This window comes from Paenibacillus sp. 453mf (genome assembly GCF_900116105.1).
GTDB lineage: Bacteria > Bacillota > Bacilli > Paenibacillales > Paenibacillaceae > Paenibacillus > Paenibacillus provencensis.
This window is the reverse complement of sequence record NZ_FPAC01000001.1, coordinates 2,328,810-2,355,807: the sequence shown is the minus strand read 5'-3', so window position 1 is coordinate 2,355,807 and position 26,998 is coordinate 2,328,810. Positions and strand designations below refer to the sequence as shown.

Genomic DNA, 26,998 nt, shown 5'->3' with positions numbered 1-26,998 from the left:
CAGGTGTGAGGGGGAATAATAATTGAAGTCGGAGAAAATTTCAGAGGCTGTCGTAAGAAGACTGCCTGTATATCTGCGTTATTTACAAGAGCTGTATAAAAGAGAAGTGACCACGGTATCGTCACAGGAGCTTGGTCTCAGACTCGATTTAAATCCGGCGCAAATCCGTAAGGACCTAGCTTATTTCGGGGATTTTGGACGCAAGGGCATCGGCTATGATGTGGCTTATCTCATTGATAAGATCAGACAAATATTGAAGCTGGATCAACAGATCAATGTAGCACTTGTTGGTGCCGGTAACCTCGGACATGCCTTGTCGAACTATAACCGATACGTAAAAGACAATATGAAGATTGTCGCCGTGTTTGATTCTCAGCCCTCAAAGATTGGCACCAAGATCAATACGCTAACTGTTCAACCGATGGAAGAACTGGTTAAGACAGTAAATGATCTGAACATTAGAATCGGCATTATAACGGTTCCGGATTCGGAAGCACAGCGTGTGGCGGATTACCTGGTTGAGGCGGGAGTCGAAGCCATCCTTAATTTTGCCCCGATTATTATTAAGGCGCCTGCTCATATCCGGATTCATACAGCGGATTTCACTACGGATCTGCTTAGTCTGGCTTATTATCTGGAGAATGAAGCAGGAAAAGAGGAGGAAGAGGATGTCAAGTCATAAGTGGCTCATCAAGAATGGTAAATTTGCGGTAAGCGATCCTGAATGGCGAATTGTCAGCGGCTATATGCTGATTGATGGTGACCGTATTTCTTATATAGGTGAAGATTTGCCCGAAGGAGCAGAAGGGCTCCCGGTTCACGATGGCAAGCATCAGCTGTTTATTCCTGGCCTTATTAACACGCATGGTCATGCGGCAATGTCCCTTCTCCGAGGTTATGGAGACGATCTTGCTCTTCAAGTCTGGCTTCAAGAAAAAATGTGGCCGATGGAGGAAAAGTTTACAGCTGAGGATGTGTACTGGGGAACATCGCTATCTGTGCTGGAAATGCTCAAAGGGGGCACTACAGCCTTCCTAGATATGTATGATCAGATGAATCAGGTGGCAAAAGTGGTAGAGGAGTCTGGCATTCGCGCAAGTCTCATGCGGGGAGCAATCGGTTTCGGTTCAGATGAGCTGCGCGAATTCAAGCTGAAGGAAGCAACGACCTTTGCCCGGGAATGGCATAATCAGGCTGACGGACGTATCACGACGATGCTGTCACCGCATTCGCCATATACATGCGGACCACAGTTTATTGAGAAGTTCGTAGAAGCGGCGCATGCGCTGGACTTACCCCTCCATACTCACATGTCCGAAACGGCCGCTGAAGTAGAACAGAATGTAAGAGAGTATGGGCTGCGTCCCGTAGCTCATCTAGAGAAACTCGGCTTCTTCTCCAGACCTTCTCTCGTGGCTCATGCCGTACATTTAACGGATGAAGAAATAGAGGTGCTTGCCAAATACAATGTGGGGGTTGCCCATAATCCTGGAAGCAATCTGAAGCTGGCAAGCGGCGTTGCTAGAGTACCTGAGCTGTTGAAAGCCGGGGTGGTCGTCTCCCTTGCTACAGACGGTGCGGCAAGCAATAATAATCTGGATATGTTTGAGGAGATGCGCCTAGCTGCATTAATACACAAAGGAGTCAGCGGCGATCCGACGGCAGTGCCTGCTACAGAAGCGCTTCGTATGGGAACAGAATATGGTGCACAGTCCATCTACGTCAAGGATACGGGAGTGCTGGCAACAGGCAAAAAAGCCGACTTTATTGCAATTGATCTGGATCAGGCCCATTTCCTGCCTTATACCGATTTGATATCACATGTAATCTATTCTGCGAGCAGCAAGGATGTTCAGCATGTCTGGGTGGATGGCAAGCAGTTAGTTAAGAACGGTGAGATGCTCACGATGGATGAAGAACGGATTAAACACGAAGCACAAGCTGCTTTCGAAGGACTGACGTCCCGCTGAATGAGATAGGGGCAAGAAGGGAGCTCAGCCTTGAGAAAAAAAAGAAAGTGGATACTCATCAGCATTGTGGCTTTCTTACTCGTGCTGTTAGGCATTTATCTATTTTATGAATATGTAATGAAGGATACATGGGTAGAAGAGGAAGCTGCAATAGCCATTGCCAAGGAAAAAGAAGATCTGGTTACGGTAACCAAGACACAAAAATCGGTTTGGTCTGAGGATGCCATTTATTGGACAATCGAAGGTATAAATGCTGACAATGAACCCATTATGGTGTGGGTACGATACGGTATGGACAAGAAGCCAGTGATAGATGAAAATAGTGTACACAGTGAGAAGATCGAAGAAGGAACATCTGAGGAAGAAATGCGGTCCAAGATCAGCTCGCAGCTGCCTGGTATCGAAATCGTCAGACTTCAGCCCGCAGTTTATGATGAGACATACGTCTGGCAGTTGTTTTATAAAGAGAATAATCGTTACTACTATCGTTTTTATCGTTTTAGTGATGGAACTGAACTAGATGACGGATTTCAACTGCCGGTCACAGAATAAAGCACATAAAATATACCCTGAAGTGGTCGTCTTTGGCCATTTCGGGGTTATTTGGATTGGAAACTTTGAAAAATAATTCATAGTTTAGATTTGGACGGCTGTATATGGTATGCTATATCTATACCCATTTTGATTGTAATAGAGTGGGCAAAATAGATGAGGAGGTTGTCACTTGAAATTACGTCCTATTCGGATAGCAATTACAGTTATGGTTACGGCTACGCTGCTGTTTGGAGGATGGTTTGTGTACCGTCAGGTGGCTCTTGAGAAGCCAATTGAAAAGTTGGTTGCCGAGTATGACGGCGTAAATGATGTTCAATTAGATATTAAACAGAATCAGGTTACTTTGAATCTCGATCTCGAACCGAATACCAATATAAGAGGTCTTGTTGATTATATCCGCACAGATGGCAAGGAACTTCTGAACGGGAGAACGATGAAGCTGGAGGTTAAGGATCATTCGACGGAAACGCTTGATGATTTCTGGTCCAGTGCTTTATTTACCGTCGCCGAAGCAATGGAGACTAGACAGTATACGCAAATTCCTGAGAAGCTGAAGGAAATGAGTGAAGGCAGCATTCAGGTTGACTACGATATTGATAATGAGAACGTATATGTAAGCTTGTCAGATGGAGAAGCAAGCAAGTATATTATTCTGCCGAGACAGCCGGCTACGATGGGAGTGTGGCCTAATGCCTAATTGGTTAAAGGAGATTTTAATCGGGGTTGTTCCGGTCGTACTTCTGTTTCTAGTCTTTATAGGAGTTAATATCATTCCAGTACTGCTCATTGCCCTGCTCGCAGGCGGTGTAGTCTTCCTGATGCAGACACGCGGTGGACTAGCCGTAGGTGCTAGCAGTGAGAAGAAGCGCAAAAAGGCGGGACCTTCCAAGCTCACCTTCGAGGAAATTGGAGGACAGGACAGCGCCAAGCAGGAGCTTCGTGAAGCGCTGGATTTTTTGGTAAGGCACGATGAAATTCAGAAGTTTGGCATTCGCCCACTGAAGGGTATTTTGCTGACAGGCCCTCCGGGTACAGGGAAGACATTAATGGCGAAGGCGGCTGCACATTACACGAATTCCGTATTTATAGCTGCTGCCGGCAGTGAATTTGTTGAAATGTATGTCGGTGTTGGGGCAGGACGTATCCGTGAATTATTCAAAGATGCCAGAACACGAGCTGCCAAGGAAAATAAAGAAAATGCGATTATTTTTATTGATGAGATCGATGTCATCGGCGGCAAAAGAGAAGGCGGTCAGCAGCGCGAGTATGACCAGACACTGAACCAGCTGCTTACAGAGATGGACGGTATATACAATTCAGATGCACCAAGGATTCTGATCATCGCGGCGACAAACCGTAAGGAAATGCTCGACAGTGCGCTTCTTCGTCCGGGTCGTTTTGACCGGCATATCCAAGTGGAGCTGCCGGACAAGAAAGGGCGTAAGCATATTCTGGAGCTTCATGCCAAAAATAAACCGCTTGCCGAGGATGTAAGCCTTGACAAAATTGCAGAGGAATCATACGGTTTCTCCGGCGCCCAGCTCGAGAGCTTAATGAACGAGGCCGCAATATATGCGATGCGGGATAGTCTAGAGTTTATTACGCAGAGAAACTTATCCATGGCAATTGATAAGGTTATGATGGGTGAGAAGACAGATCGTGAGTCAAATGAAGATGAGAAGAAGCGGGTTGCCATTCATGAACTGGGACATGCGATTGCAGCAGAAACGGTTCGACCGAACAGCGTGGGCCAGGTAGCACTCAGTCCGCGAGGGCAGGCTCTGGGTTATGTTCGACATAATCCGCAGGAAGAGCAGTATTTATATACTAAGGAATTTCTTGAAGCTCAGATTATGATTGCACTTGGTGGTGCGGCTGCGGAAGAGATCTATTATGGAGGGCGCAGTACCGGCTCCAGAAATGATTTTGAACAATCGCTTGATATTGTCAAAACCATGATCAGCTCTGGACTGACTTCGCTCGGGATTGTTAACCTCGACATGGTATCCCAAGAAGAATTGATGCGAGAGAATAACTACATTTTGAATGAGCTGTTTGCCCGTACAAAAGAGCTGCTGCATGAGCATGCTAACATTTTTGATAAGTCACTGGACATCCTCATGAAGGAGGAAGTATTGTCCGGTGGTCAATTCCGTGAATTATTTAAGAAAAATGCACTTTTGCCAGCATAAATTATTTATGCTGGTTATTTTTTTTTACTTTTGATTCATGCTAAGATATTATTATATGTTGGGTCATAAAAATGTATTTTTCGACAAAGAAGGATACACACTACTTAGAAGAGACCAGGAAGGGATGGAGCAGTAACCATGTTGTTTAAAAAGATAGGAGTTATCGGCGGAGGTACGATGGGTCAAAGTATTGCCGAAATGCTGGCAGCTAAAGGCCTCGACGTTCTGCTGGTAGAGCTTTCCCCGAATAAGCTTGATTATTCCATCGGAATGATCGAGACAGGGTTAGATAAAAAGCTGGAGAAGTGGGCGATTACCCAAGCAGAGAAGAAATTGATCTTATCTAGAATTCATAGATCGAATCTTAGTGATCTGTCTGCTTGTGATTTGATTATAGAGACCATTACTGAGGATCTGGAAGCGAAGGTCAAATTGTTCAAACAACTTGAGGAGATTGTGTCAGAAGATATTATTCTGACAAGTAATACTTCTACGCTGAGCTTGACTGAGCTTGCGAGTGCTACAAATCATCCTGAACGCGTAATCGGCTTGCACTGGATTTATCCGGTATCGAGTATTGACGTTGTTGAAATCATCCGTGGTCTTAAAACATCAGATAATACGTTTGAATTCACGAAGAATTTTGCTGAGGAAGTATTGGAGAAGAAAGGCGTCATGGTTTATGAGTCCCCTGGATTTGTTACTTCCCGCCTTATTTGCCTTCATATCAATGAAGCTCTTCATCTGCTTGAAGAAGGAGTGGCATCGGCTGAGGATATCGATCAAGCAGTTCGGATTGGATACAAATTCCAACACGGTCCATTTGAAATGGCTGACCGCTTTGGCCTCGATTCCGTTCATGCAGCCCTTGACAGCATGTTCCGTGAATTCGGTGAACTGAAATACAGACCTTCCACCATACTTAAGAAAATGGTTCGCGCTGGGCAACTGGGTGTTAAGACGGGCGAAGGCTTCTTCAAGTACGACAAGGATGGTGACCGGATATGAAAGTACTAGTTATTAATGCGGGAAGTTCTTCCCTGAAGTATCAAGTGTATGACATGACTGACGAGTCTGTTCTTGCAAAAGGTTTGGTTGAGCGGATCGGTATGGATTCTTCCATCCTTACACATAAGCCGACAGGCAAAGAAGAAGTGACCGAAGTAAGCGAGATTCTTGAACATACGACAGCGATCCGCAAAGTATTGGACAAGCTCGTACATGCTGAGCATGGAGTATTGTCTTCAATTGAAGAGATTCAAGCTGTTGGACATCGTGTTGTACATGGCGGCGAATTCTTTAATGAGTCTGCCCTCGTAACAGATGAAGTCAAAGCTAAAATCCGTCAATTGATTGATCTGGCACCGCTTCACAATCCGGCTGCGATCATGGGTATCAATGCCGCTGAATCTAATATGCCTGGTGTACCGCAAGTGGTCGTATTTGATACAGCATTCCATCAAACCATGCCAGAATCTGCGTATCTATATGCGATTCCACGTGTACTGTATAACAAGTACAAGGTTCGTCGTTACGGAGCACATGGTACGTCCCATTACTATGTTAGCCAAATCGCTGCAGAATTCTTGGAGCGTCCGATCGAAGACATGAAGATCATTACCTGCCATGTAGGTAATGGGGGAAGTCTTACAGCAGTTCAAAATGGCGTGTCTGTCGATACATCAATGGGAATGACCCCACTGGAAGGGCTTATGATGGGTACGCGCAGTGGAGATCTTGACCCTGCGATAGTTCCATATGTTATGAACAAAGAGGATTTGACGCTGAACGAAGTGAATTCGATGCTTAACAAGCATAGCGGACTGCTTGCCATCTCTGGAATCAGCAGTGACATGCGTGAAATTACAGAGGGTATGGAGAACGGAGATCCGAATTCTACACTTGCATTCAACATGTATGAATATCGTCTCCGCAAATACATCGGTTCCTATGCTGCGGCAATGAATGGAGTAGATGTTATTGTCTTCACAGCAGGGGTTGGAGAGAACTCTGTAATCCTTCGTCAAAGAGTTCTGGAGCAATTGACTTATCTGGGTGTAGAGCTTGACGAGGAGCTGAACAAGATTCGTTCTGGAGAGCCTCGCCGTATTTCTACTGCGAATTCCAAAGTCGAAGTCTTGATCATTCCGACGAATGAAGAGCTTGTTATTGCTCGCGACACGAATCGTATTGTAGAAGCTTCCAAGTAACATCGAAATTAGAATTTTAATAGAACGGGGAGAGATAAGACATGAGCACAAAGAGCGACATTCGCCATGTCAGTCAGCACGTTGGAGAAGCGGTAACGATCGGTGCTTGGATTAACAATAAGCGCTCCAGCGGCAAAATACAGTTTTTGCAACTTCGGGACGGTACGGGCTATATCCAAGGGGTTGTCGTAAAAAGCGAAGTTTCTGAGGAAATCTGGAATAACGCGAAGAGCCTGACTCAGGAAAGCTCACTATATGTAACAGGTGTGATTCGCGAGGAGCCACGTAGTCAATCCGGATATGAGATGACCGTGACGGATATTGAAATCATTCATCTAACGGAGAACTATCCGATTACTCCAAAAGAGCATGGGGTTGACTTCCTTATGGATCATCGCCATCTGTGGCTTCGTTCTTCCAAGCAGCGTGCGATTATGATTATCCGTGCGGAGATCATTCGTGCGGTTCAGGAGTATTTTGATACGAACGGATTTACGATCGTCGATCCTCCGATTCTGACGCCTTCTTCTGCAGAAGGAACAACGAATCTATTTCATATCAAATATTTCGATGAGGATGCATATTTAACGCAGAGCGGTCAGCTCTACATGGAAGCTGCAGCGATGGCGCTTGGTAAAGTGTATTCCTTCGGACCGACATTCCGTGCAGAGAAATCCAAGACACGCCGTCATTTGATTGAATTTTGGATGATTGAACCGGAGATGGCCTTCGTAGATCATGAAGAAAGTTTGCGTATCCAGGAGCAATTCATTTCCCATGTAGTTCAGTCCGTAGTGAAGAACTGCCGTACAGAGCTGGAAAGTATTGGACGTGATGTTTCCAAGCTGGAGAATGTTACAGCTCCATTCCCGCGGATCACATATGATGATGCAATTCATTTCCTTCAAGGAGAAGGCTTTGATATTCCTTGGGGTGAAGACTTTGGTGCACCGCATGAGACTGCGATTGCAGAGAAGTATGACAAGCCTGTATTTATTACGCATTATCCGGCTGGAATCAAAGCATTCTATATGAAGCCAGATCCAAATCGGCCTGAGGTTGTTCTATGCGCCGATATGATTGCTCCTGAAGGTTATGGAGAGATCATTGGGGGCTCCCAGCGGATTGATGATCCGAAGCTGATGGAAGAGCGCTTTGAGGAGCATAATCTCTCACGGGAAGCCTATCAGTGGTACTTGGATCTTCGCACGTACGGCTCAGTGCCTCACTCCGGATTCGGTCTTGGACTTGAGCGGACGGTGGCTTGGATTTGCGGACTTGATCATGTTCGTGAAACGATTCCGTTCCCACGGATGCTGTATCGTCTATACCCTTAAGTCCAGGAGGAATGTGAATGAGCGAACCTAGCGTAGGAACTTGGGCGGACGGTGTCGCTTACGGCATGGCAATGGGAAGCGTCCAGCTTCCCTATGCACTGCTTCGTTATCATGCCCGACTGGGATTATCAGAAGGAGAAATGCTGCTTATACAGCATTTGCTTGGATTTCAGCAGGTGGAAGGAAATGAATTTCCAACACTTCAAGAGCTGGCCGATCGAATGGGCATCATGCCCGATGAAGTAGCTAAACGGCTTCAGCGGCTCATGAAGGAAGGATTTATCCGGATTGATGAGGGCATGGATGCGGTGCAAGACATTCAGTATGAACGATATAATCTGATTGGATTATATACCATATTGGCTCAGTGTTTGTCAGATGATCGAACAGCTGCTCTTCCGAAGTCATCTGTTCGCAGCCGCTCTATGGAGAATGCCTTGAATCCGTCTGCTGAAGAACATGAGGAGAAGAACATCTTCCGTATTTTTGAGAAGGAATTCGGTAGACCCTTATCTCCAATGGAGCTTGAACGGATTTCCAGCTGGTTGGATCAAGATCGTTATCCTGATGAATTAATTCTGCTGGCGCTAAAAGAAGCGGTGTTTGCCGGCAAAGTCCACTTTACGTATATCGACCGTATATTGCTTGAATGGAGCCGCAACCGGGTTAGAACTCCACAGGATGTTAAGGCTTATGCAGCTCGTTTCCGCAATGGAGGCCGTTAATCAAGTTGTTTATAGAGATAGGCATTCCTTATTTTGAGGGGTGTCTATTTTTGTTGCAATACTTCAGAATAACAACCATAGAGAAATAAATGGTATAAATCATTTTTCTTAATACATGCAGGGTTAAATAAATAGCGGTCGTCTATTAAAGTGGGGAAGGAGGAGAGAAGCCATTGATGAAGCAAGTTTGATCGATCAAATATTGAAGGGCGACCATGCCAAGTTTCGCGAAATTATTGACCGCTATGGCAGGCATGTATATCAGGTAACTTACTCCGTGCTTCACCAGGCACAGGATGCGGAGGACGCAGCACAAGAAGCATTTATTCAAGTCTTTAAATCTCTCCCCCAGTACCGATCAGAAGGATTCAAGACATGGATCACCCGCATTGCTCTACATAAGGCAATTGATGCAAAAAGAAAATTGAATCGTAGGGAAGCGGAAGTGATCGTCCGTGAGAATGAGGTTGTTCAAATTATTGATCACCAGGCAGATATTATACATCAGCTGTTAAAGAAGGAGAGAAGAGAAACTCTTCTTCATAAGATATCTTCTCTTCCGCCTCAGCATCGTGATATTATTGTTGATTTCTATCTGAAAGAAAAAAATTATGAACAAATTGCAGAAGAATCACAAATCGCAATAAAAACAGTAGAATCCAGACTGTATCGGGCACGTCAGTGGATTAGATCGCATTGGAAGGAGGGATCATGGCGTGAATAAACAAGAACATCAGGACTGGAAACGATATATTCAAGGCGAATTGCCGGACTACGAGCGTGAAGCCATGGACAAACGGCTGCTTGAGGATAGTGAAGCTCTTGAGGCTTATATGGCAGTCCTTGAACACATCTCAGACGCAAGGCTTCAGGATGCAGAAGTCTTTGAGAAGCAAGTGATGAGTCATATTGAGCGTGAGTACAAGAAAGTACAAACAAGTTCTAGTCGCAAAACCATCCAGTTTAGAAAATGGTTGAATAACAAGCTGGTCCATTATACCCTTGCCGCCTCCTTTACGATGCTGTTCTTATCTACAGGCATATTTGACCGATTGTTACCCGGACAGCTAAACGTAGATTCAAGCGTTAAACCGCCATACAGCGAACAAATGGTGAAGAAAGCAACCCATTGGCTTGATGAAATTAAACCTGACCCATACAAAAATTAGATGTGAAAGGAATGAAGGATGTGCAGCAAGATCGCAGCAAGCTGCTGGCTTTTCTGCTTAACATGGTACCTGGCTTGGGGTATTACTACTACAGAAGCCGGGTGAAGGGATTTATTTATGGATTTATATTTTTCGGGCTGTTAGGGATCGGTTTTCTTTCGCTCGTTGGGGGTGAAGAGGGGATTTCTTTCTTCTTTATTTTTGCAGCAGCGATGATATGGTTAATTAGTATGTTTGATCTTGTCATCAAGCTCATCCGAGAGCCGGATCCGTCGGCGCATTATGCTCATTATCCTGGATACCAGGGGCATATCCCGCATGAGAAAATGTTCTACGGACATGCAGGAGCACAAGGTGAACCAGATCTTCCATTTCATAATCCAGAAGATCCGGAAGCCTCAGCACCATACGGATTTCCGCCGCGTGAAGGATATGTATACCCGGATCAAGGAAGGGGACGCGGCAAGGAAAGTGAGCGGTTCTACACCATTCTCCTATCCTTTGTTCCAGGCTTAGGTCATTTGCATCTCGGTCTGCTGCAGAGGGGGTTATCCTTCCTCATCGGGTTCTTTGGACTGGGAATTATGCTGTTTTTTGTCACTGCTATTACGAGACAGGAAATTTTTCTTCTCTTCCTGCTGCTGCTGCCGATCATGTGGCTGTACTGTATGTTTGATGCGGTCCAGCATGTGAACCGGAAGCAGGCCGGTGAGATTCTGGAGGATAAGACGTTGTTTGAACAGCTTGAACATGGCAGAAGCACAGGTAAGAAGAGCAAAGTCATTGCAAATCTGCTGGCAGCATTTCCAGGAGCAGGGCATATGTATCTTGGACTGCAAAAAAGAGGACTGCAGCTGATGCTGATCTTCCTGGGAAGCATCTATGTTTTAGACTTACTAGGTTTGTCCTTGTTTCTCTTTCTCATCCCAATCATATGGTTCTATAGCTTTTTTGATGGACTTCAGCAATCGAGCAAGTACGGAAGAGAGCCTCTGTATGATAAACCGGTTATTGAGAGCTGGACCAGGTATCAGAGATGGATCGGGATCGCACTCTTGTTCCTGGGTGTCTACTATATACTAATTCGGCTTGTCGTTCCTGAGTTCGGAGATCAGTTTGGATTTTACATTGATCGTATCCAGTCGCATATGAACACGATTATCGTCTCCTTGCTGCTGATTGGAGGAGGTATAAAGTTGTTGTTTAAGCCAAGCAGAAGAGAGTATGATGGGGAACAGCTGCTTAGAGATTTGGAACGTGATCTGGAAGCATCGCCATTCTCTGATGATCGCAAATAAGAGAGAAATAAAAAAGACCGGAGGAAATATCACCTTGTGTTATGGTGATGCTTCCTCCGGTCTTCCATTTATTCAGGCCAGAAAAGGGGTAGCCTTCAAGTAATGATTCATGAAGATGATCTGTTTATTTATTCTGCATCTTACCTTGCGGCTTCCTTCAATTCTTCTCCCATTTCACGTGAACGGTCTGCACATCGATGGACTGCTGCAATAACCGTTTCACTAAAATGACCCTTTGCCAGAACTTCAATGGCAGCCTGGGTCGAACCATTAGGTGATGTCACATTCCTCCGCAGTGTAGCAGGTGCCTCGCCTGTCTGCTGTACCATGCGAGCCGCTCCAAGCACGGTCTGAACCGTGAGGTCATGCGCTTGTTCTGCTGTCAGGCCGCCCTTTACGCCTGCTTCCACCATCGCCTCCATCATATAGTAGATATAGGCTGGGCCGCTGCCCGAAATTCCGGTCAAGGTTTCAAAGTGTTCTTCTTCAATTAAGGTAATCGTTCCGATCGCTTCAAATACAGTGTTTACAATTTGACGATCCTCCTCCGTAACTTCAGGAGAGAAGGCAATCCCTGTAGCACCGAGTCCGATGGAACTGGATGTATTGGGCATCGTACGAACGACTGCTGCTGTACGTCCAAGCAGGTTCTGAATTGTTTCTATGGTAAGCCCGGCTATTACAGAAACAACAACCTGTTTATTCGATAGCAAAGGTCCCAAATATCGAAGCGATTCAGCCGCATCCTTAGGCTTCATGGACAAGATGATTAGATCAGCTTGTGTAAGCGCAGTTTCTTTGCTTGCGGCATCTTCCGCCGTTGCGACGTTATATTTACGATGCAGCTCCACAAGTCTGTCTTGGTTGCTGCGATTGAACATCGTTATTTTCTCAGGAGAGACCACTTTTCGCGCGATGAGACCTCTTGCTATGGCTTCAGCCATAGCTCCTGCACCAAAAAAAGTAATCTTACGATTGATCAAAGATTGGGTTCCACTCATATTAATTCCTCCAGCATAAATTCGATATTTTGGGCAAGTGTTCTAGCTGCCGTATCTAGTGGGTATCCATTTCATCTGAATCCCTTATGTTTAATGTTTGATTTGCCCGGAACCGTAGATTCGATATTTCGTAGATGTCAGTGCCGGAAGACCCATTGGACCTCGTGCATGCAGCTTCTGAGTACTGATGCCGATTTCTGCACCAAAGCCAAATTCGAACCCATCTGTAAAACGAGTGGAGGCGTTATGGTACACTGCAGCGGCATCCACTTCCTGCATGAACCTAGCTGCTGCATCAGGATCTCTAGTCACAATGCATTCGGAGTGCATCGTCCCATATTTTCGGATATGATGAATCGCCTCTTCCATATGATCGACGATTCGAACATTTAAGATATAGTCGTTATACTCGGTAGCATAGTCCTCCTCGGTTGCAGCTACTGCCCAAGGCACCAGTTTAACGAAAGATTCACAGCCTCGGAGCTCGACAGAGGCGTTTTTGAATCGCTCCGCAAGCTCTATGATAGAGTCATTACCATAATCGCTATGAATCAACAGTGTCTCCATAGCGTTGCACACAGAGGGCCGCTGAACTTTTGCGTTAAGTGCAATTTGCAATGCCATTTCTGGATCAGCTGCAGCATCGATATAGGTGTGGCAAATACCAGCACCGGTTTCGATGACAGGAACTGTCGAATTCTGCACGACACTTTGTATTAAGGAGGCTCCACCTCTTGGAATGATGACATCAAGATATTTATTACATTTCAACATCTCATCCACGGAAGATCGATTCGCATCCTCAATTAACTGTATTGCATCAGAAGGCAGATCTGTTTTAACTAAGGCTTGCTTAAGCACTTTGATGATCTGCTTATTGGATGACAAGGCAGAGGAGCCGCCGCGCAGCAGAACAGCATTTCCCGTCTTGAGCGATAAACCGACAGCGTCAACCGTCACGTTGGGACGGGCTTCATAGATGATGCCGATGAGTCCCAGAGGAACACGTTCCTTCTCAATGCGAAGCCCGTTAGGCCGTTTGATGACTTCCAGAACGTCACCTATCGGATCTGGCAAATCAATGATTTGACGCAGTCCTGATGCAATTCCTTCGATGCGCTCATCTGTGAGGGAGAGCCGATCCAGCATCGGTACAGCAGTTCCGTTCTGTCTGCCTCGTTCAAGATCCTCTGCATTCGCTTCTATTATGGATGCCTTTTCAGCAATCAAAGCATCGGCCATCACCGACAGAGCGGCGTTCTTCTTGTCTGAGCTCAAGCGGCCAAGCACCAGAGAAGCTTCTTTGGCAAGTCTTGCTTTATCATTTACTTCACTCATCACATTTACACTCCTAACTGTATTAAATGAATATAATCATTTTGTAGATATTAGTACCTAAGCAGTACGGTCACTTCAAAGTAATCCACTCATCTCTATGAACGACCTCAAGCCTGTGAAGAGTTCCCTCCAGTTTTTTAAGCACATCAGGACTTGGCAGCCCGAGGATGCTCCGCAGCTGTTCCGCATCATAATTGACGATACCACGTCCAATCAGCGAACCTTGGAGATTAACGACCTCGATAACATCACCTGCATGAAATTGTCCTTCGACCCGTCTGACACCCACCGGAAGCAGACTGTGTCCGCCATAGATGAGAGCTTCTTCAGCACCTTGGTCGACGTGAATTGATCCTAATGGTGAGGAAATGAACCCAAGCCATTGTTTTTTTCGAGAAAGTGAGTTCAGGCGCGTGTCAAAATAAGTACCCTTGCCATGGGCCGCTGTAGCGGCGAGAAGATCGCCGGGCTCGCTTACGCGTCCTACGAATACAGGGACACCGCCCCGGGTAGCGACTTTGGCTGCATCCACTTTGGAACGCATACCGCCAGTGCCTACCGCAGAGCCGCTTCCTCCGGCCATTTCGTAAATTTCAGCAGTTATTTCATCAATGCGATCGTAGCGCTTCGCATCAGCTTGATATCTTGGATCTGCTGTGTACAATCCGTCCGTATCGGTTAATATGATCAGTTTCTTGGCTTTGGTTAGGCCCGCAACCAGGGCAGACAGCATGTCATTATCCCCGAATTTGAGCTCGTCGACGGACACGGTATCATTCTCATTAATAACCGGAATCACGTTCTGTTTGAGAAGCTCATCTATCGTCATTCCGGCATTACCCATTCGTTTTCGATTCGTAAAATCAGTACGTGTAAGCAAAATCTGTGCCGTTTTGATGTGGTGATGCGCAAAAGCCTGTTGATATGCCTGCATAAGCAGTGCCTGACCGACAGCGGCCGCGGCTTGTTTCTCATGAAGCAGCTTAGGTCTGCTCTCATATCCGATATGTCCAAATCCTGCAGCAACCGCGCCGGAGGTGACAAGCAAAACTTCATGCCCGGCTTGATGAAGAGCCGCGATTTCGGAAGCGTAAAATGACACGGCCTTGTGATTCAGTGATCCGGACTCGGTGGTGAGTGAGCTGCTGCCGATCTTGACGACAATTCTAGATGACAAGAAGCATCAACATCCTTTCTGTATTATAAAAAAACTCCCATCCTTGGCTGCTTAGCAAAGGACGAAAGTTTATTCTTCCGCGGTACCACCTTTATTGATGAGGGTATCATCCGACTCTTAGACCTTATAACGTTAAGGCAACGTCCTGTATAATGAGGCCGCTCAAGGGGTAGGTTTCAGAAAAATCCGTGGTAAATTCTCTCAGCCTACTGGAATTTACTCTCTGCATTCACGAAATTCGTTTTTCTTACTGGTCCCTGTCAACACGTTTTCGCAATATAAATTAATGATAGAATACCATGGAACCTTACATGATGCAAAAAAAATCTGAATTAATGATATCGTGTCCTGCAGAAATTTCTTGGTTGACTTTTTGAACGAGCGCAGCAAAAAATTGAGTAGGTAAGTTCTTCATTACCCTTGAGGCTCGATATGAAATGAATGAAATGCTGAGGCAGTGAAGTATTCTTGGGCAGAATTCATTTCATCACTCCGGTACAGAGATGAAGAGTTTTCAGGGAGCTGGGAAGGGGTGCAAGATGAATATTCTAAGTTTGGATACAGAAACAGCACAGACAGCACAGCAGGATGACAAAATAAAACTGGCATTGCTGCAGTGTGATATTACGATCGGAGATACCTCAGCTAATCGGGAACGAATGCAGCATCTGATTCATGAAACGATGCAAAAGCAACCTGATGTGAATGTTATCCTTCTGCCTGAAATGTGGAATACCGGCTATGCCTTGACCGAAATTCGTGAAATCGTCGATGATGAGGGACGAATCGAACGTAAATGGCTTAGCGAATATGCTGCAAGCTACAAAGTGAACATTGTCGCAGGCTCCATTGCGGAGAAAAAGGATGGGAATATATATAACACCATGTACGTGTTTGACAAGAATGGAGAACAGATTGCACGTTATGCAAAGCTTCATTTGTTCCGACTAATGGATGAGGAGAAGTATCTTGCTGCAGGAGATGAACACGTTACCTTTACCTTAGATGAAAAATGGTCCTGCGGAGCATCGATCTGCTACGATATTCGTTTTCCTGAACTTATAAGGTCGCTCGCTCTTAAAGGGGCGAAAATGCTATTTGTACCGGCTGAGTGGCCTCAACCAAGACTGCATCACTGGCGGACTCTGCTTATGGCGAGAGCTATCGAAAACCAGATGTATGTTATTTCCTGCAACCGGGTTGGATCAAGCGGCAGCACTTCCTTTTTCGGCCATTCTATGATTATTGACCCGTGGGGAGAAATTGTTATTGAAGGAAATGAGGATGAAGAGATTTTGGTGGGAAGCATAGATCCGGCTATGGTAGACGAAGTGAGAGAACGCATTCCCGTATTTGAGGATAGAAGACCAGAACTCTATTTCTAAAATGAGGATTTTGTATAAAAAAGTTTGATTGAAGCTGTTTCTTTTCCTAGGGAGAGGTTAATGAATAGTATCCCGTCACCAAAGGAGGATGATCACCATGGATTACCGCAAGGCTAACCATCTGGAAGACAAACTCAGGCGACAGGTTCACAAATTCGTAAGAGATGATAGGCACAGGCCTTTCTTAGAGAGCCGTGAGGGAGATTTATCACCCCCGTGAATACTTTGAACCGCCGGATTCGAATCAATCAAACTGATTGGATTCCGGTAAAAGATTTCAAACCTACAAATGATGATTGACGCTCTTCGTCCTTAGTAAGTAAATATGCTGTAACAAAATAGACAGGCGGCTCGGGAATGTATCCCGGGCCGCCTGTGCTGATTTCATGCTGCAATTTCTTAGCACATCATCTTAAAGTACGGGGCGTTAGTCCGACATCTCCTGCATTGTCTCCTTAAAAGTCTGAATGAACGCTTCTGCAGCACCTGATAAGTAGCGGCCTTGTCGATAAGCAATAACGAGTGTGCGGCTCGGTGCAGGTGCGGTTAGAGGGAGATAAGCTGGAACAAATTCACTTCGGGGCGCTCTTGCGATAAAGCGAGGGACGAGCGTAATGCCCATTCCGGTAGCGACCAGTGATTTAACAGTTTCCATATTATTGCTCTCGAACACGACTTTGGGTTCAAAGCCCGCTTGCTGACACAGATCAAAGGTCAGCTTGCGAAAGCCTTGTCCTTTCTTAAGTACAATGAACGATTCATCTATGAGCTCCGCGATGTCGACCGTTAAGTCAGGATGTTCCTTCCATTTACGTGCAAGCGGGTGCTCCTTCGGAACGGCAAGGTCAATCTGTTCTTCCGCGATTTCCACATAAGAGAGGGAGGGCTCCTGAAGCGGGAGAGAGAGCAGGCTTAGATCAGTTTTGCCGATCGCTGTTAATTTTTCCAGATTCATGGAAGAGTCCTCCAGCAGCGTAATTTCAATATCCGGATAACTCTCACGAAAAGCCGGGAGAACATAAGGTAATAGATGAGACCCTGTAATCGGCATGCTGCCAAAGATGACTTTGCCTTTTCTAACTTGGGAAATGTCAGCCATCTCTTGTTTGAGCAGCTCCACAGCATCTAAAATATCGCTTGCCTTGGATACAAAAGAAGCTCCCGCATGTGTCAGCTCCACCGAGCTTGTATTGCGCTGAAATAAGAGTACGCCAAGCTCCTTCTCCAGCTTAGACAGCTGCTGACTAAGTGAAGGCTGGGCAATATGCAGCTTCTCAGCCGCTCTTGAGAAGTTTTTTTCGGATGCGATTTGCAAGGCGTATTGTAATTGTCGAAGTTCCATGGGAAGGTCACGTCCTTAATGAAATTTCCGAATCTCTAATACCATCAAGTCTATTATATAGGAATTTCCTCTAAATCGATAATCAACTAATCACTGTAATCAATAAGGCATAATATCTTCATCCTTGCAGAACAATAAGTAGATTATTTCCAGATAATCTGATTAAGCTGACAAAGGGGTTATATAGTATGAAAATGATCTTTTCCTGCATGGTAACGGGGATCTTGATTATAAGTCTGTTTACTGCCTATTCGGACGTTATGATCAGTCCCTCAACGGCAGAAGCATCCGTACCTGAGTACGCGAAGTGGGGTAACCTAGCCGTTCTGGAGGCAAAGAAGCATTATAATGCTTCGATTACCGAATATCAGCATCTAGGGCGCACGGTACTGACTGACCAAATGGCGGAAGAAAGGTTCCGTTTAATAGTAAAAAAGGACGGCACAGAGTTTCCAGTTACGGTTATCGTAAAATTTAATTCGAGCAGCAATGAGCTTATCGATGTACAATTCAGCGAATAAGGAAATGATGTGGAAATAGTGCATGGATCTGGAATTTGTCTATAGGGCAATCCTATCACATCTATAGTTTTTATATCTTGGAACAATATGTCTTGCTCATGTTATATTGGGTCTAATAAAGAACGGCATGACATTGCCGTCACAAATAGATCGAATAATAACTTTGAGGTGAGAATAATGAGCAAAAAGACGATGTTCGAGAAAATCTGGGATCATCACGTCATTACGCAGGAGGAAGGAAAACCAAGCATCCTCTATATTGATTTGCACCTTGTACATGAAGTAACTTCCCCGCAAGCATTTGAGGGCCTTCGTCTCAGCGGGCGCAAGGTGCGCCGCCCAGAGCTCACTTTTGCAACGATGGATCATAACGTGCCAACACAAGACCGCTTCAACATCAAGGATCCGATCTCTAAGCAGCAGATTGATACTCTGTCCAAGAACTGCCGTGATTTTGGGGTAACGTTGTTTGACCTTGATACGATTGATCAAGGGGTTGTGCACGTAATGGGACCGGAGCTTGGACTTACTCATCCGGGCAAGACAATCGTGTGCGGTGACAGTCATACATCTACACACGGCGCTTTTGGAGCACTTGCATTCGGTATCGGTACCAGTGAGGTTGAGCATGTGCTGGCAACGCAGTGCCTTCAGCAGTCCAAAGCCAAAACGATGGAAGTGCGCTTTGTAGGCAATCGTAAGCCTGGAGTAACGGCTAAAGATATGATTCTGGGCGTTATCGCTAAGTACGGTACGGATTTCGCTACAGGTTATGTCATTGAATATACGGGAGAAGCCATTCGAAGTCTCAGCATGGAAGAGAGAATGACCGTTTGCAACATGTCCATTGAAGGCGGCGCTAGAGCAGGGATGATCGCTCCCGATGAAACAACCTATGCTTATCTTCAGGGCAAGCAGTATGTTCCTCAAGGTGAAAGCTTCGAAGAAGCAAAACAAAGATGGAGCGCTCTAACAACAGACGAAGGCGCTGAATTTGATTTAGTTGTAGAGTTTGATGTTGAATCCCTTATCCCTCAGGTTACTTGGGGAACCAGCCCAGGTATGGGTACGGATATTACTTCCCGTGTGCCTGTTCCAGCGGAGCTTCCGACGGAGAATGAACGCAAAGCAGCGGAGAAGGCAATTGAATATATGGGTCTAGTGCCAGGCACGCCGATGTCTGAAATTGAAATCGACTATGTATTCATCGGATCATGCACGAATGGACGGATCGAGGATTTACGGGCTGCTGCAGAAGTCGCACGCGGCTACAAAGTATCTGAACGGGTAACGGCAATTGTTGTTCCAGGCTCTGGGCGAGTTAAGCTTCAAGCAGAGAGTGAAGGACTTGATGTTATATTTAAAGAAGCCGGATTTGAATGGCGGGAAGCGGGTTGCAGTATGTGCCTTGCGATGAATCCGGATGTACTTCAACCGGGTCAGCGATGTGCATCAACTTCCAATCGGAACTTTGAAGGCCGTCAAGGGCGCGGAGGAAGAACACATCTGGTATCTCCTGCAATGGCTGCAGCTGCGGCTGTTGAGGGACGGTTTGTCGATGTTCGTGACTGGAAGATCAAAGAAGAAGTAACGAGCTAGTGATCAGCAGTTAAATCGGATGGAATTGCTATCTTTTGAATCGAGAGGAGAATACAAGCATGGAGGCTTTTACGAAATTAACAGGCAGTGTTGCACCTGTAGACCGAGTGAATGTGGATACGGATGCGATCATTCCGAAGCAATTTCTAAAACGAATTGAGCGTACGGGATTTGGACAGTTTTTGTTCTATGAGTGGAGATTTGATGAACAGGGAAATGAAATTCCCAGCTTCTCCTTGAACCAAGATCAGTATAAGGGGGCGTCCGTTCTCATTTCCAGAGCCAACTTTGGCTGCGGATCGTCTCGTGAGCACGCTCCATGGGCAATTCTGGACTACGGATTCCGCTGTGTCATCGCACCTTCCTTCGCGGATATCTTCTATAATAACTGCTTCAAGAACGGCATCCTTCCTATTAAGCTGTCTGAGGAGCAAGTAGAGGATTTATTCCAGCGTACAAATGCGAACCCGGGTTATGAACTGAATGTAGATTTGGAGAACAAGACCATTACAGATCAACAAGGCTTGTCGATCTCATTTGATTTGGATGAGCACCGCAGACAATTCCTGCTGCAAGGACTTGATGATATCGGCTTGACGCTCCAGCATGAGGACGCAATCTCCGCATACGAGCAGAAACATGCTGCCAAATTGTTTGCATAATAGAATCCATTTTCTTAATACCTTAATAGAATAATCATTTCAGTAAGCAGGTCTGGGTAGAGATATCCGGACTTGTTTTTTTATACACATCTGAACAATATTTCTCGTTAATGTCATATCAAAGTAACATAGTTGATAGCTGGCATACTAAAATATGACAAATTCGTAGCACCACAGTGGATACTTTTTTGATATGATGAGATAGATCCGCAACTTTTATCCATTTCTGTCGTCTAATATTTTGTTAATAGCTGGATTCTTTCTATATTTGATAGAGAGCAGGCTAAATTCAAAAAAATGCAGAATTGGAAGGGTGACGGATGAAAAAGTTAAAAGTATGGGTCGCTTTGCTATGCTTCATGTGGATCTTCCCTGGTCTAGGACAAGCAGCGACAGACATCAAGATCGTTCTCGATGGCAGTCAGTTGAGTCTTCCCTCTGGCGTAAAGGCAGAGAATATTAACAGCAAAGTAATGATACCCATTCGTGTCGTCTCAGAAAAGTTAGGTTACAGTGTCGGTTGGGAGCAGAAGACGAAGACGGTTACTATAAAGCAAGATCAAACAGTAATTAAAATGGTAGCTGGCAAGAAGTCGGCGACCGTCAATGGTTCTACCGTCAATCTTGACGCTGCGCCAATCATCAAAAATGGTACAACGCTTGTACCGATCCGCTTCGTCGGCGAGACCATGGGATTACAGGTGAGTTGGAACAATCAAACCAAAACTGTATACCTCAATTCAAACAGCGGCTCAGGCGGGAGTGAAATACCTCCTGCAGGCGGTAATGGCAGTAATACGGACTTGATTCAGGTCAACGGTATCAGCTTTACGGACAGCAAGCTCATGATCGCGACTAGTGGAGGAGCAGCTCCTACTGCATTCAAAATGTCTTCACCAGACCGCATTGTCGTAGACATACCAAATGCTGAATTCAGCAGCTTGTTCGCAGATACTCAAGCGCTCGACATTACCAAGAGTATCGCTGGTCAAATTATTGTCGACGGTTATGAAGGGGTAGAGAAAGTAAGATATGCGCTCTTCAGCAATGATCCTTCTACCGTTCGAGTTGTCATCGATCTTGGCTACGCTATGAATTACAAGATGACATCTTCGAATGCGGGTATGATTACCGTCTCACTTGATACGGACAGTGGTACAACGACACCACCGACAACGAAGAAGAAAACGGTCGTCATTGATGCAGGACATGGTGATCAGGATCCAGGTGCAATCGGCGTAACGGGCAAAAGAGAGAAGGATTTCAACTTGTCGATGGCATTAAAAATTGAACAGCTGCTCAAGAAGGAATCCGGCATCAACGTCATTATGACACGTGATGATGATACGTTCCTTGAGCTGTCAGAGCGAGTCAAAGTAGCGAACAATGCGAAGGCTGATCTATTCCTGTCTATCCATGCGAACGCTGGACCGGCCGCTGCTACCGGCTCAGAAACATACTATAACCGTTCCAACAGCAAGTCACTGGCGAATACGGTGCACAAGTACATGGTACAGGCGGCTGGTCTTAAAGACCGGGGAGTGAAAACGGGGAACTTTGCAGTCATCAGAGATACGACCATGCCGGCAATATTGCTGGAGGTCGGATTCCTCAGCAACAAGAACGATGAAGCGGCACTTTTTAATACGACCTTCCAGAATCGTGTATCTGAAGGTGTAGTGAAAGGTATTAAAGAATACTTGGGGTTGTAGTATTCACAGTAGATAGTAATCAAATTCAAATGTATGTAGTAACTAGATCGAATGAATGGAAGAAATGAAACTCCTTATACGTCTCTACAATAAGCAGACAGTAAATTTTCGTTCAAACTATTTAATAGCTGACAAAAAAGGGTGATAGAGATGATGAGAAAAAAATGGTGGATGGTCGCATTACTGGCTGTATCACTGACTACACTTGCAGCCTGCGGTAACAATCCAACCGCCTCTCCACCGAATTCCGATTCGGAACAGCAAACAGGCAGTGAAACTGACCCGCAAACCGATGATACACAAGGGGAAACCGAGCCGTCTGATAATCAAACGCCTCCCGAAGAGAGCAATACCCCTGGAAATGGAGGGACAAGCTCTGGCGGCGCGAATGGAGGCTCTGGTGAGCAAGCTGAGGATGTAGAGACTAAGGAAGCAAGCATTCAGGTGTATTATACGGATCCGGAGCTGCTTGAGATGAAGTCTGCAACTCAAACGATCTCTTACAAAACGGATTGGAGTAAGTATGAAGCTGCATTCAAGGCACTTCAGAAGAGTGACAGCGAAGAGCTTGTTCCGTTGTGGTCTGAAGAGATTGCCATCAATAAGCTGGAAGTCGATGGAGGGAAAATTACTCTTGATCTAAAAATTCCAGCGACCGCAAATCTGGGTTCAAGTGGAGAATCCTTTGCCATTGATGCACTGAAGCAGACCTTCTTCCAGTTTGAGGAAGTGGAATCACTCGAGCTGCTTGTCGATGGTCAGCAAAAAGAAAGTTTAATGGGACATGTTGAATTAGAGCATCCCATGACAAGAGAATAGACTTAGGCGAATCAGAGAGGAGAAGTAATTTTGACTTTCAAACCTAGCGATATCAATACCAAGCACTCCAAAAAAATGGTATCTGCCATGCTCGCCAGTCTGATGGCACTTAGTGCCGGTGCGGGAGTGGCGGGAGCTGACACAGCTCCCGCTGCTGTCACGACGGCGGCTCAAGGCGCATTCAGTGATGTGAAGAGTGGATACTGGGCAGAGAAGCACATATACAAACTTGCATCCTTGGACATCTTGGTTGGAGACAGAGGTCTGTTTAGGCCAGGAGATGCGGTGACCAAGCAGGAAGCTGTAACGATAGCCATTCGATTCATGAACCAGAAATCCAGCCTCCCTGCTGGCAGCAGTGTTAAATTGCCTGCGGGCATTAGCACGAGTGAGTATGCTAAATCTTATGTATCTCTTGCTTTTGAGCTGGGTCTGTTAGAAGAAGCTGAGGAATCCCAAGGCTCATCAGAGAAAGGGATCTGGGGACAACAGGCAGCTTCAAGAGAATGGATCGCGAAGCTTGTCATAAGAGCCATTGGTAAAGAATCGGAAGCAAAAGCTGCAGGAAATGTGAGCTCAAGCTTTACCGATGACAATCAGATCACTGCAGCCAACAAGCCTTATGTTAATCTGGCAGCAGAGCTTGAAATTGCGCAAGGAACAACAGGCAATAAATTTAATCCGCAAGGAACTGTAACTCGAGCTGAAATAACTGCGTTCTTCAACCGCGGAAGTGAATACACCGATTATCAATATGACAATCAGTACAAAGGATACATAACCGAACGAACAGACAGCAAATTAACTTTGTACACAGGAAGCGAGTATGTCAGCTTTACAATTAATTCAGCTACACCATTCTATACTCATTCTTCATCATCCAAAATTGCGCCATCCGACATTAAGCTGTACACAGAATTAATGGTATCGGGTCCAAATTTCAATGCAGCGTATGTAGAGAGCACAAGCGATACTCCTCAAGTCGAAGTCATTGAAGGCAGCTTTGAACGTCTATCAGGCAACAAATTATGGATGTTCACCGGAGATACGTATCAAGAGTATGCATATACGGATCGTACCGTTTTCTATGATCAGAATGGACAAGTGATTAAGCCGGAAAACATGACAGCCGGCAGCATCGTGGAACTACAGCGTGAAACCTTTACTTCAGCTAAGAACCCGGTCGTTGTACAAGTTAAATCCGGTATGGTAAACAAATCGGCAGAGGGCACCATTCAATCCATTGATCCATCTGCCAGCACTATAACAGTGACGAACAGTACCGGTACAACGGATGTGTTAAAGATCCAAGAAGGAACGACTGTCATTCGTTATCATAACGAGATCGTAGCTTTATCTGAGCTTAAAGCAGGCACTGTCATCAAATATTCGATAAAAGACAGTGTTACCCAAACCATCGAGGTTACAGCTGGTGTTGAACGTACGGTACGTGGAACCCTATATGAGCTGGGCTCAAATCTTTCAACCATTACTTATGATCGGAACGGATCACTTGAAGTGAAGCTGCTTGCATCAGATCCGCAAATTGTAATTAGTGGGATGGACGCTCCTAAGCTTACAGATTTACTCGCTGACAAAACCTCTGGCGATGAAGTAGAGCTTACACTGAATGCAGAGGATCAAGTAACCAAAATAGAAGTGCTTAACCGCCAAATGGAGCCGCTGAATATGGTTACGGTCGTATCCTATAACAGCAAGACGAAATTGCTGACTGTGCTTGACTCTAGCGAGAAGCCGCATGTATTTACACTGAACGATGCAACCAAAGTAGACTATAACAGCACCAAGCCGACATTATCCGGGATTGAGCCTTATTTGACGGATGGAAGAAAGGTGAACCTGACCACAATTGGAACTCGAGCACTTTCCATTAGCATCGTGTACAAATATGAAGGTACGGTGTCGGAGATAAATACATCCTCCAAAACAGTAAAGCTGATTCAGCCCAATGGGCAAAGCATCAGCATCCCGTATCAATCGACACCAACGGTTGAGCTATATGGCAAAGCTTCGGCATCCTTGTCTGATGTCAGTATCGGAGATCAAGTGACGGCAATGCTTAGCAGCAACCAGGATAACTTAAGCAAACTGTATGTCAAATCGGCTGCTCAGTTTGAGCTTGTATCACTGAATAGTTCAAATTACCGAGCAGAAGTAAAAAAAGACGGGGTGACCAGTTCCATTTATGTGGAAAGTCTTCCAATCACCAATGATAACGGAGCTGTTATCAAGCCTTCCGATCTCCAGAAGGGGATGCTGATTAACGTATCTTTTGATGGTACTTCACCAACTGCCGTATCTGTAGTCAAGCAAACATGGGGTGAAATCAGTTCCATCAATGGTGGAGTTGTAACCTATAAGACGACGACCGGTTCAAATGAGACGATAAATGCGGGCAGTAAAGTGAAAATTGTCAAGAATGGAAGCACATCGAATAGCATTAGTACACTGATTGACGGAGACCATGTGATTGTCACTAAGGATGCTGATGGAACACCTGTATTCCAAGTGCTGACTCCGCTCAGCAAAACGTTCTGGAAGTACAATGCTGCAGCAAATGAATTGCAGGTAAAGCGTGCATCCATGTCAGATAACAACTATCGCTTTAATTTGTCACCAAATGTTTACATTCATGAAGGTGACACGACTTTAAGCGTGCAATCTCTCAAAGATAATGATAATATTGTAGTGTATCTGCTCAATAACGTAGTTATCGAGATTTCTAAACAGTAGTCATTTCTTTAAACGGCAAGCGAAAGAATGACCGTCTTGATACGGACCAAACGTATCAAGACGTTTTTTTTGTGGGAGGTAAGCTCTTCATGAATGCAGCGACAGTACGTCACATTCTTGATACGATCGCAAATATGTTTCCAGACGCTCATTGTGAATTAAACCACAGCAACGCGTTTGAACTCACCATTGCTGTATTGTTATCTGCACAATGTACGGATGAGACTGTGAATAAAGTGACAGCCGATTTATTCCAGAAGTACAAAACACCGGAGGACTATGTCTCCGTCCCGCTCGAAGAGCTCGAGCAGGATATTCGGAGAATCGGATTGTACAGGAACAAGGCAAAGCATATACAAAATTTGTGCCGGATTCTGATTGAACAGTACAGAGGAGAAGTTCCAAGCAAGCATGATGAGCTGGTTCTGCTCCCGGGAGTGGGTCGCAAGACAGCGAACGTGGTCGTTTCAAACGCATTCGGAGTCCCAGCCATAGCGGTAGATACCCATGTAGAACGTGTATCTAAACGGCTTGGGTTGGTGAATTGGAAAGATTCTGTGCTTGAGGTTGAGAAGAAGCTGATGAAGAGAGTTCCAATAGATGAATGGACGATTACGCATCATCGATTGATTTTCTTCGGTCGATACCATTGCAAAGCGCAGTCTCCCAAATGCCAGGTATGCCCGCTTCTCGATGTATGTCGTGAGGGCAAGAAGCGTATGAAAACGTCCCAAATCAGGAAAGATAAGGAACGTAGTTCATCTGCTTTACCTAAAAAAATTGCAAATGAATAGTAGAGGATGAGTTAACCATGAAATGTATTTCCGTGTATACTGACCAATTTGAAGCTTTTTCTGATATTTTTGAAGAGATCGTTTCAACTGAAATGAGCGAGAATGAAGAAAAAGAGATCGAGGGCATTACGGTGAGCCACTCCGGAGATGTACCTGAGCATTATTTGGAGCGCATGTCTCAGAAGCCTGAAGTGGTTGTTATGAAAGATAAGAGTAGAAATATTACCATTCTTCAGCATGGACAAGTGTTTGAAATCTTGCTTCCTGCGATGGAAAATGCGGTATAACTTAACGATTGATGCTTAAGCTATTCTATGGCTGAGCAATTATAGGAACAGATCATATGATAGCCGGGCACCTTTCATTAGGTCCCGGTTATTTGTTATGAAGAAGATTTTGAGACGTAGAGGTTCAATTCTGCCAAGGTCAGTGATAAAA

The 26,998-nt window shown here is 45.3% G+C and carries 25 protein-coding genes; 21 read left to right on the top strand and 4 right to left on the bottom strand.

Annotated features, from left to right (window positions below; genetic code table 11):
* Positions 1-22: 22 nt before the first annotated feature.
* From BM415_RS11030 to BM415_RS10975, 12 genes are all read left to right on the top strand, one after another.
* Complete coding sequence (locus BM415_RS11030; RefSeq protein ID WP_091157991.1) at positions 23-682, top strand: redox-sensing transcriptional repressor Rex; 660 nt, start codon at positions 23-25, stop codon at positions 680-682.
* The gene (locus BM415_RS11025; protein ID WP_091157989.1) at positions 669-1,970 is read left to right on the top strand and encodes an amidohydrolase; all 1,302 of its coding nucleotides are present in this window, start codon (positions 669-671) and stop codon (positions 1,968-1,970) included. Before BM415_RS11030 ends, BM415_RS11025 begins: the two co-directional genes overlap by 14 nt.
* Before the next feature lie 30 nt (positions 1,971-2,000).
* Positions 2,001-2,522, top strand: a complete 522-nt coding sequence (locus tag BM415_RS11020; RefSeq protein ID WP_091157988.1) for a cell wall elongation regulator TseB-like domain-containing protein — start codon at positions 2,001-2,003, stop codon at positions 2,520-2,522.
* A 172-nt stretch (positions 2,523-2,694) separates the two neighbouring features.
* Positions 2,695-3,222 carry a hypothetical protein gene (locus BM415_RS11015; RefSeq protein WP_091157986.1) on the top strand — a complete coding sequence of 176 codons (528 nt, stop codon included), beginning with the start codon at positions 2,695-2,697 and terminating at the stop codon, positions 3,220-3,222.
* Complete coding sequence (locus BM415_RS11010; protein ID WP_091157985.1) at positions 3,215-4,717, top strand: AAA family ATPase; 1,503 nt, start codon at positions 3,215-3,217, stop codon at positions 4,715-4,717. The genes BM415_RS11015 and BM415_RS11010 overlap by 8 nt, the downstream gene beginning before the upstream one ends.
* Positions 4,718-4,855: 138 nt before the next feature.
* Positions 4,856-5,725: a 3-hydroxyacyl-CoA dehydrogenase family protein gene (locus BM415_RS11005; RefSeq protein ID WP_091157983.1), complete on the top strand. Its 870-nt coding sequence runs from the start codon at positions 4,856-4,858 to the stop codon at positions 5,723-5,725.
* Positions 5,722-6,927, top strand: coding sequence for an acetate/propionate family kinase (locus tag BM415_RS11000; RefSeq protein ID WP_091157981.1), 1,206 nt, complete (start codon positions 5,722-5,724; stop codon positions 6,925-6,927). Before BM415_RS11005 ends, BM415_RS11000 begins: the two co-directional genes overlap by 4 nt.
* A gap of 41 nt (positions 6,928-6,968) precedes the next feature.
* A complete protein-coding gene (gene asnS, locus BM415_RS10995; RefSeq protein WP_091157980.1) occupies positions 6,969-8,264 on the top strand; it encodes an asparagine--tRNA ligase in 1,296 nt (431 codons plus the stop codon).
* 17 nt (positions 8,265-8,281) lie between these two features.
* Complete coding sequence (locus tag BM415_RS10990) at positions 8,282-8,989, top strand: DnaD domain-containing protein (protein ID WP_091157978.1); 708 nt, start codon at positions 8,282-8,284, stop codon at positions 8,987-8,989.
* A gap of 187 nt (positions 8,990-9,176) precedes the next feature.
* On the top strand, positions 9,177-9,713 hold the full coding sequence (locus BM415_RS10985) for an RNA polymerase sigma factor (RefSeq protein ID WP_244533214.1): 537 nt from the start codon (positions 9,177-9,179) through the stop codon (positions 9,711-9,713).
* Complete coding sequence (locus BM415_RS10980) at positions 9,706-10,158, top strand: hypothetical protein (protein WP_091157977.1); 453 nt, start codon at positions 9,706-9,708, stop codon at positions 10,156-10,158. Before BM415_RS10985 ends, BM415_RS10980 begins: the two co-directional genes overlap by 8 nt.
* A 20-nt stretch (positions 10,159-10,178) precedes the next feature.
* Entirely contained in the window at positions 10,179-11,456 is a 1,278-nt protein-coding gene (locus BM415_RS10975) for a multi-tm2 domain protein (RefSeq protein WP_244533213.1), read from the top strand.
* 140 nt (positions 11,457-11,596) lie between these two features.
* Here BM415_RS10975 and proC read toward each other — a convergent pair whose 3' ends face one another.
* The 3 genes from proC to proB all read right to left on the bottom strand — a co-directional run bounded on the left by proC (position 11,597) and on the right by proB (position 14,972).
* Positions 11,597-12,457, bottom strand: coding sequence for a pyrroline-5-carboxylate reductase (gene proC / locus BM415_RS10970; protein WP_091157975.1), 861 nt, complete (start codon positions 12,455-12,457; stop codon positions 11,597-11,599).
* A gap of 90 nt (positions 12,458-12,547) precedes the next feature.
* Positions 12,548-13,795 carry a glutamate-5-semialdehyde dehydrogenase gene (locus tag BM415_RS10965; protein ID WP_091157974.1) on the bottom strand — a complete coding sequence of 416 codons (1,248 nt, stop codon included), beginning with the start codon at positions 13,793-13,795 and terminating at the stop codon, positions 12,548-12,550.
* 70 nt (positions 13,796-13,865) lie between these two features.
* Positions 13,866-14,972 (bottom strand): glutamate 5-kinase, encoded by a 1,107-nt coding sequence (proB, locus tag BM415_RS10960; protein ID WP_091157972.1) that lies wholly within the window; start codon positions 14,970-14,972, stop codon positions 13,866-13,868.
* A gap of 539 nt (positions 14,973-15,511) precedes the next feature.
* On the opposite strand from proB, the gene BM415_RS10955 reads away from it, so the two are divergent.
* On the top strand, positions 15,512-16,357 hold the full coding sequence (locus BM415_RS10955; RefSeq protein ID WP_091157970.1) for a carbon-nitrogen family hydrolase: 846 nt from the start codon (positions 15,512-15,514) through the stop codon (positions 16,355-16,357).
* A 427-nt stretch (positions 16,358-16,784) separates the two neighbouring features.
* Here BM415_RS10955 and BM415_RS10950 read toward each other — a convergent pair whose 3' ends face one another.
* Positions 16,785-17,699, bottom strand: a complete 915-nt coding sequence (locus BM415_RS10950; RefSeq protein WP_091157969.1) for a LysR family transcriptional regulator — start codon at positions 17,697-17,699, stop codon at positions 16,785-16,787.
* A 188-nt stretch (positions 17,700-17,887) separates the two neighbouring features.
* On the opposite strand from BM415_RS10950, the gene BM415_RS10945 reads away from it, so the two are divergent.
* The 8 genes from BM415_RS10945 to BM415_RS10910 all read left to right on the top strand — a co-directional run bounded on the left by BM415_RS10945 (position 17,888) and on the right by BM415_RS10910 (position 26,847).
* A complete protein-coding gene (locus BM415_RS10945; RefSeq protein WP_091157967.1) occupies positions 17,888-18,220 on the top strand; it encodes a DUF3889 domain-containing protein in 333 nt (110 codons plus the stop codon).
* A 177-nt stretch (positions 18,221-18,397) separates the two neighbouring features.
* Positions 18,398-19,819 (top strand): 3-isopropylmalate dehydratase large subunit, encoded by a 1,422-nt coding sequence (gene leuC / locus BM415_RS10940; RefSeq protein ID WP_091157966.1) that lies wholly within the window; start codon positions 18,398-18,400, stop codon positions 19,817-19,819.
* 59 nt (positions 19,820-19,878) lie between these two features.
* Entirely contained in the window at positions 19,879-20,481 is a 603-nt protein-coding gene (leuD, locus tag BM415_RS10935) for a 3-isopropylmalate dehydratase small subunit (protein ID WP_091157964.1), read from the top strand.
* A 320-nt stretch (positions 20,482-20,801) separates the two neighbouring features.
* Entirely contained in the window at positions 20,802-22,193 is a 1,392-nt protein-coding gene (locus tag BM415_RS10930; protein ID WP_091157963.1) for an N-acetylmuramoyl-L-alanine amidase family protein, read from the top strand.
* Between the two features lie 150 nt (positions 22,194-22,343).
* Complete coding sequence (locus BM415_RS10925; RefSeq protein ID WP_244533212.1) at positions 22,344-23,012, top strand: GerMN domain-containing protein; 669 nt, start codon at positions 22,344-22,346, stop codon at positions 23,010-23,012.
* A 30-nt stretch (positions 23,013-23,042) separates the two neighbouring features.
* On the top strand, positions 23,043-25,766 hold the full coding sequence (locus BM415_RS10920; RefSeq protein WP_091157961.1) for an S-layer homology domain-containing protein: 2,724 nt from the start codon (positions 23,043-23,045) through the stop codon (positions 25,764-25,766).
* A gap of 89 nt (positions 25,767-25,855) precedes the next feature.
* Positions 25,856-26,560 (top strand): endonuclease III, encoded by a 705-nt coding sequence (nth, locus tag BM415_RS10915; protein ID WP_091157959.1) that lies wholly within the window; start codon positions 25,856-25,858, stop codon positions 26,558-26,560.
* 17 nt (positions 26,561-26,577) lie between these two features.
* Complete coding sequence (locus BM415_RS10910; protein ID WP_047911189.1) at positions 26,578-26,847, top strand: hypothetical protein; 270 nt, start codon at positions 26,578-26,580, stop codon at positions 26,845-26,847.
* The last annotated feature ends 151 nt before the right edge of the window (positions 26,848-26,998 follow it).

Bases quoted from the DNA above. Each gene is read 5' to 3' on its own strand.
- BM415_RS11005 (WP_091157983.1), top strand. From the start codon at position 4,856: ATGTTGTTTAAAAAGATAGGAGTTATCGGCGGAGGTACGATGGGTCAA.
- nth (WP_091157959.1), top strand. From the start codon at position 25,856: ATGAATGCAGCGACAGTACGTCACATTCTTGATACGATCGCAAATATG.
- BM415_RS10910 (WP_047911189.1), top strand. From the start codon at position 26,578: ATGAAATGTATTTCCGTGTATACTGACCAATTTGAAGCTTTTTCTGAT.
- BM415_RS10955 (WP_091157970.1), top strand. From the start codon at position 15,512: ATGAATATTCTAAGTTTGGATACAGAAACAGCACAGACAGCACAGCAG.
- BM415_RS10945 (WP_091157967.1), top strand. From the start codon at position 17,888: ATGAAAATGATCTTTTCCTGCATGGTAACGGGGATCTTGATTATAAGT.
- asnS (WP_091157980.1), top strand. From the start codon at position 6,969: ATGAGCACAAAGAGCGACATTCGCCATGTCAGTCAGCACGTTGGAGAA.
- proC (WP_091157975.1), bottom strand. From the start codon at position 12,457: ATGAGTGGAACCCAATCTTTGATCAATCGTAAGATTACTTTTTTTGGT.
- BM415_RS11010 (WP_091157985.1), top strand. From the start codon at position 3,215: ATGCCTAATTGGTTAAAGGAGATTTTAATCGGGGTTGTTCCGGTCGTA.
- BM415_RS10925 (WP_244533212.1), top strand. From the start codon at position 22,344: ATGATGAGAAAAAAATGGTGGATGGTCGCATTACTGGCTGTATCACTG.
- BM415_RS11025 (WP_091157989.1), top strand. From the start codon at position 669: ATGTCAAGTCATAAGTGGCTCATCAAGAATGGTAAATTTGCGGTAAGC.
- leuD (WP_091157964.1), top strand. From the start codon at position 19,879: ATGGAGGCTTTTACGAAATTAACAGGCAGTGTTGCACCTGTAGACCGA.
- BM415_RS10950 (WP_091157969.1), bottom strand. From the start codon at position 17,699: ATGGAACTTCGACAATTACAATACGCCTTGCAAATCGCATCCGAAAAA.
- BM415_RS10990 (WP_091157978.1), top strand. From the start codon at position 8,282: ATGAGCGAACCTAGCGTAGGAACTTGGGCGGACGGTGTCGCTTACGGC.
- BM415_RS10965 (WP_091157974.1), bottom strand. From the start codon at position 13,795: ATGAGTGAAGTAAATGATAAAGCAAGACTTGCCAAAGAAGCTTCTCTG.
- BM415_RS11000 (WP_091157981.1), top strand. From the start codon at position 5,722: ATGAAAGTACTAGTTATTAATGCGGGAAGTTCTTCCCTGAAGTATCAA.
- BM415_RS10930 (WP_091157963.1), top strand. From the start codon at position 20,802: ATGAAAAAGTTAAAAGTATGGGTCGCTTTGCTATGCTTCATGTGGATC.
- leuC (WP_091157966.1), top strand. From the start codon at position 18,398: ATGAGCAAAAAGACGATGTTCGAGAAAATCTGGGATCATCACGTCATT.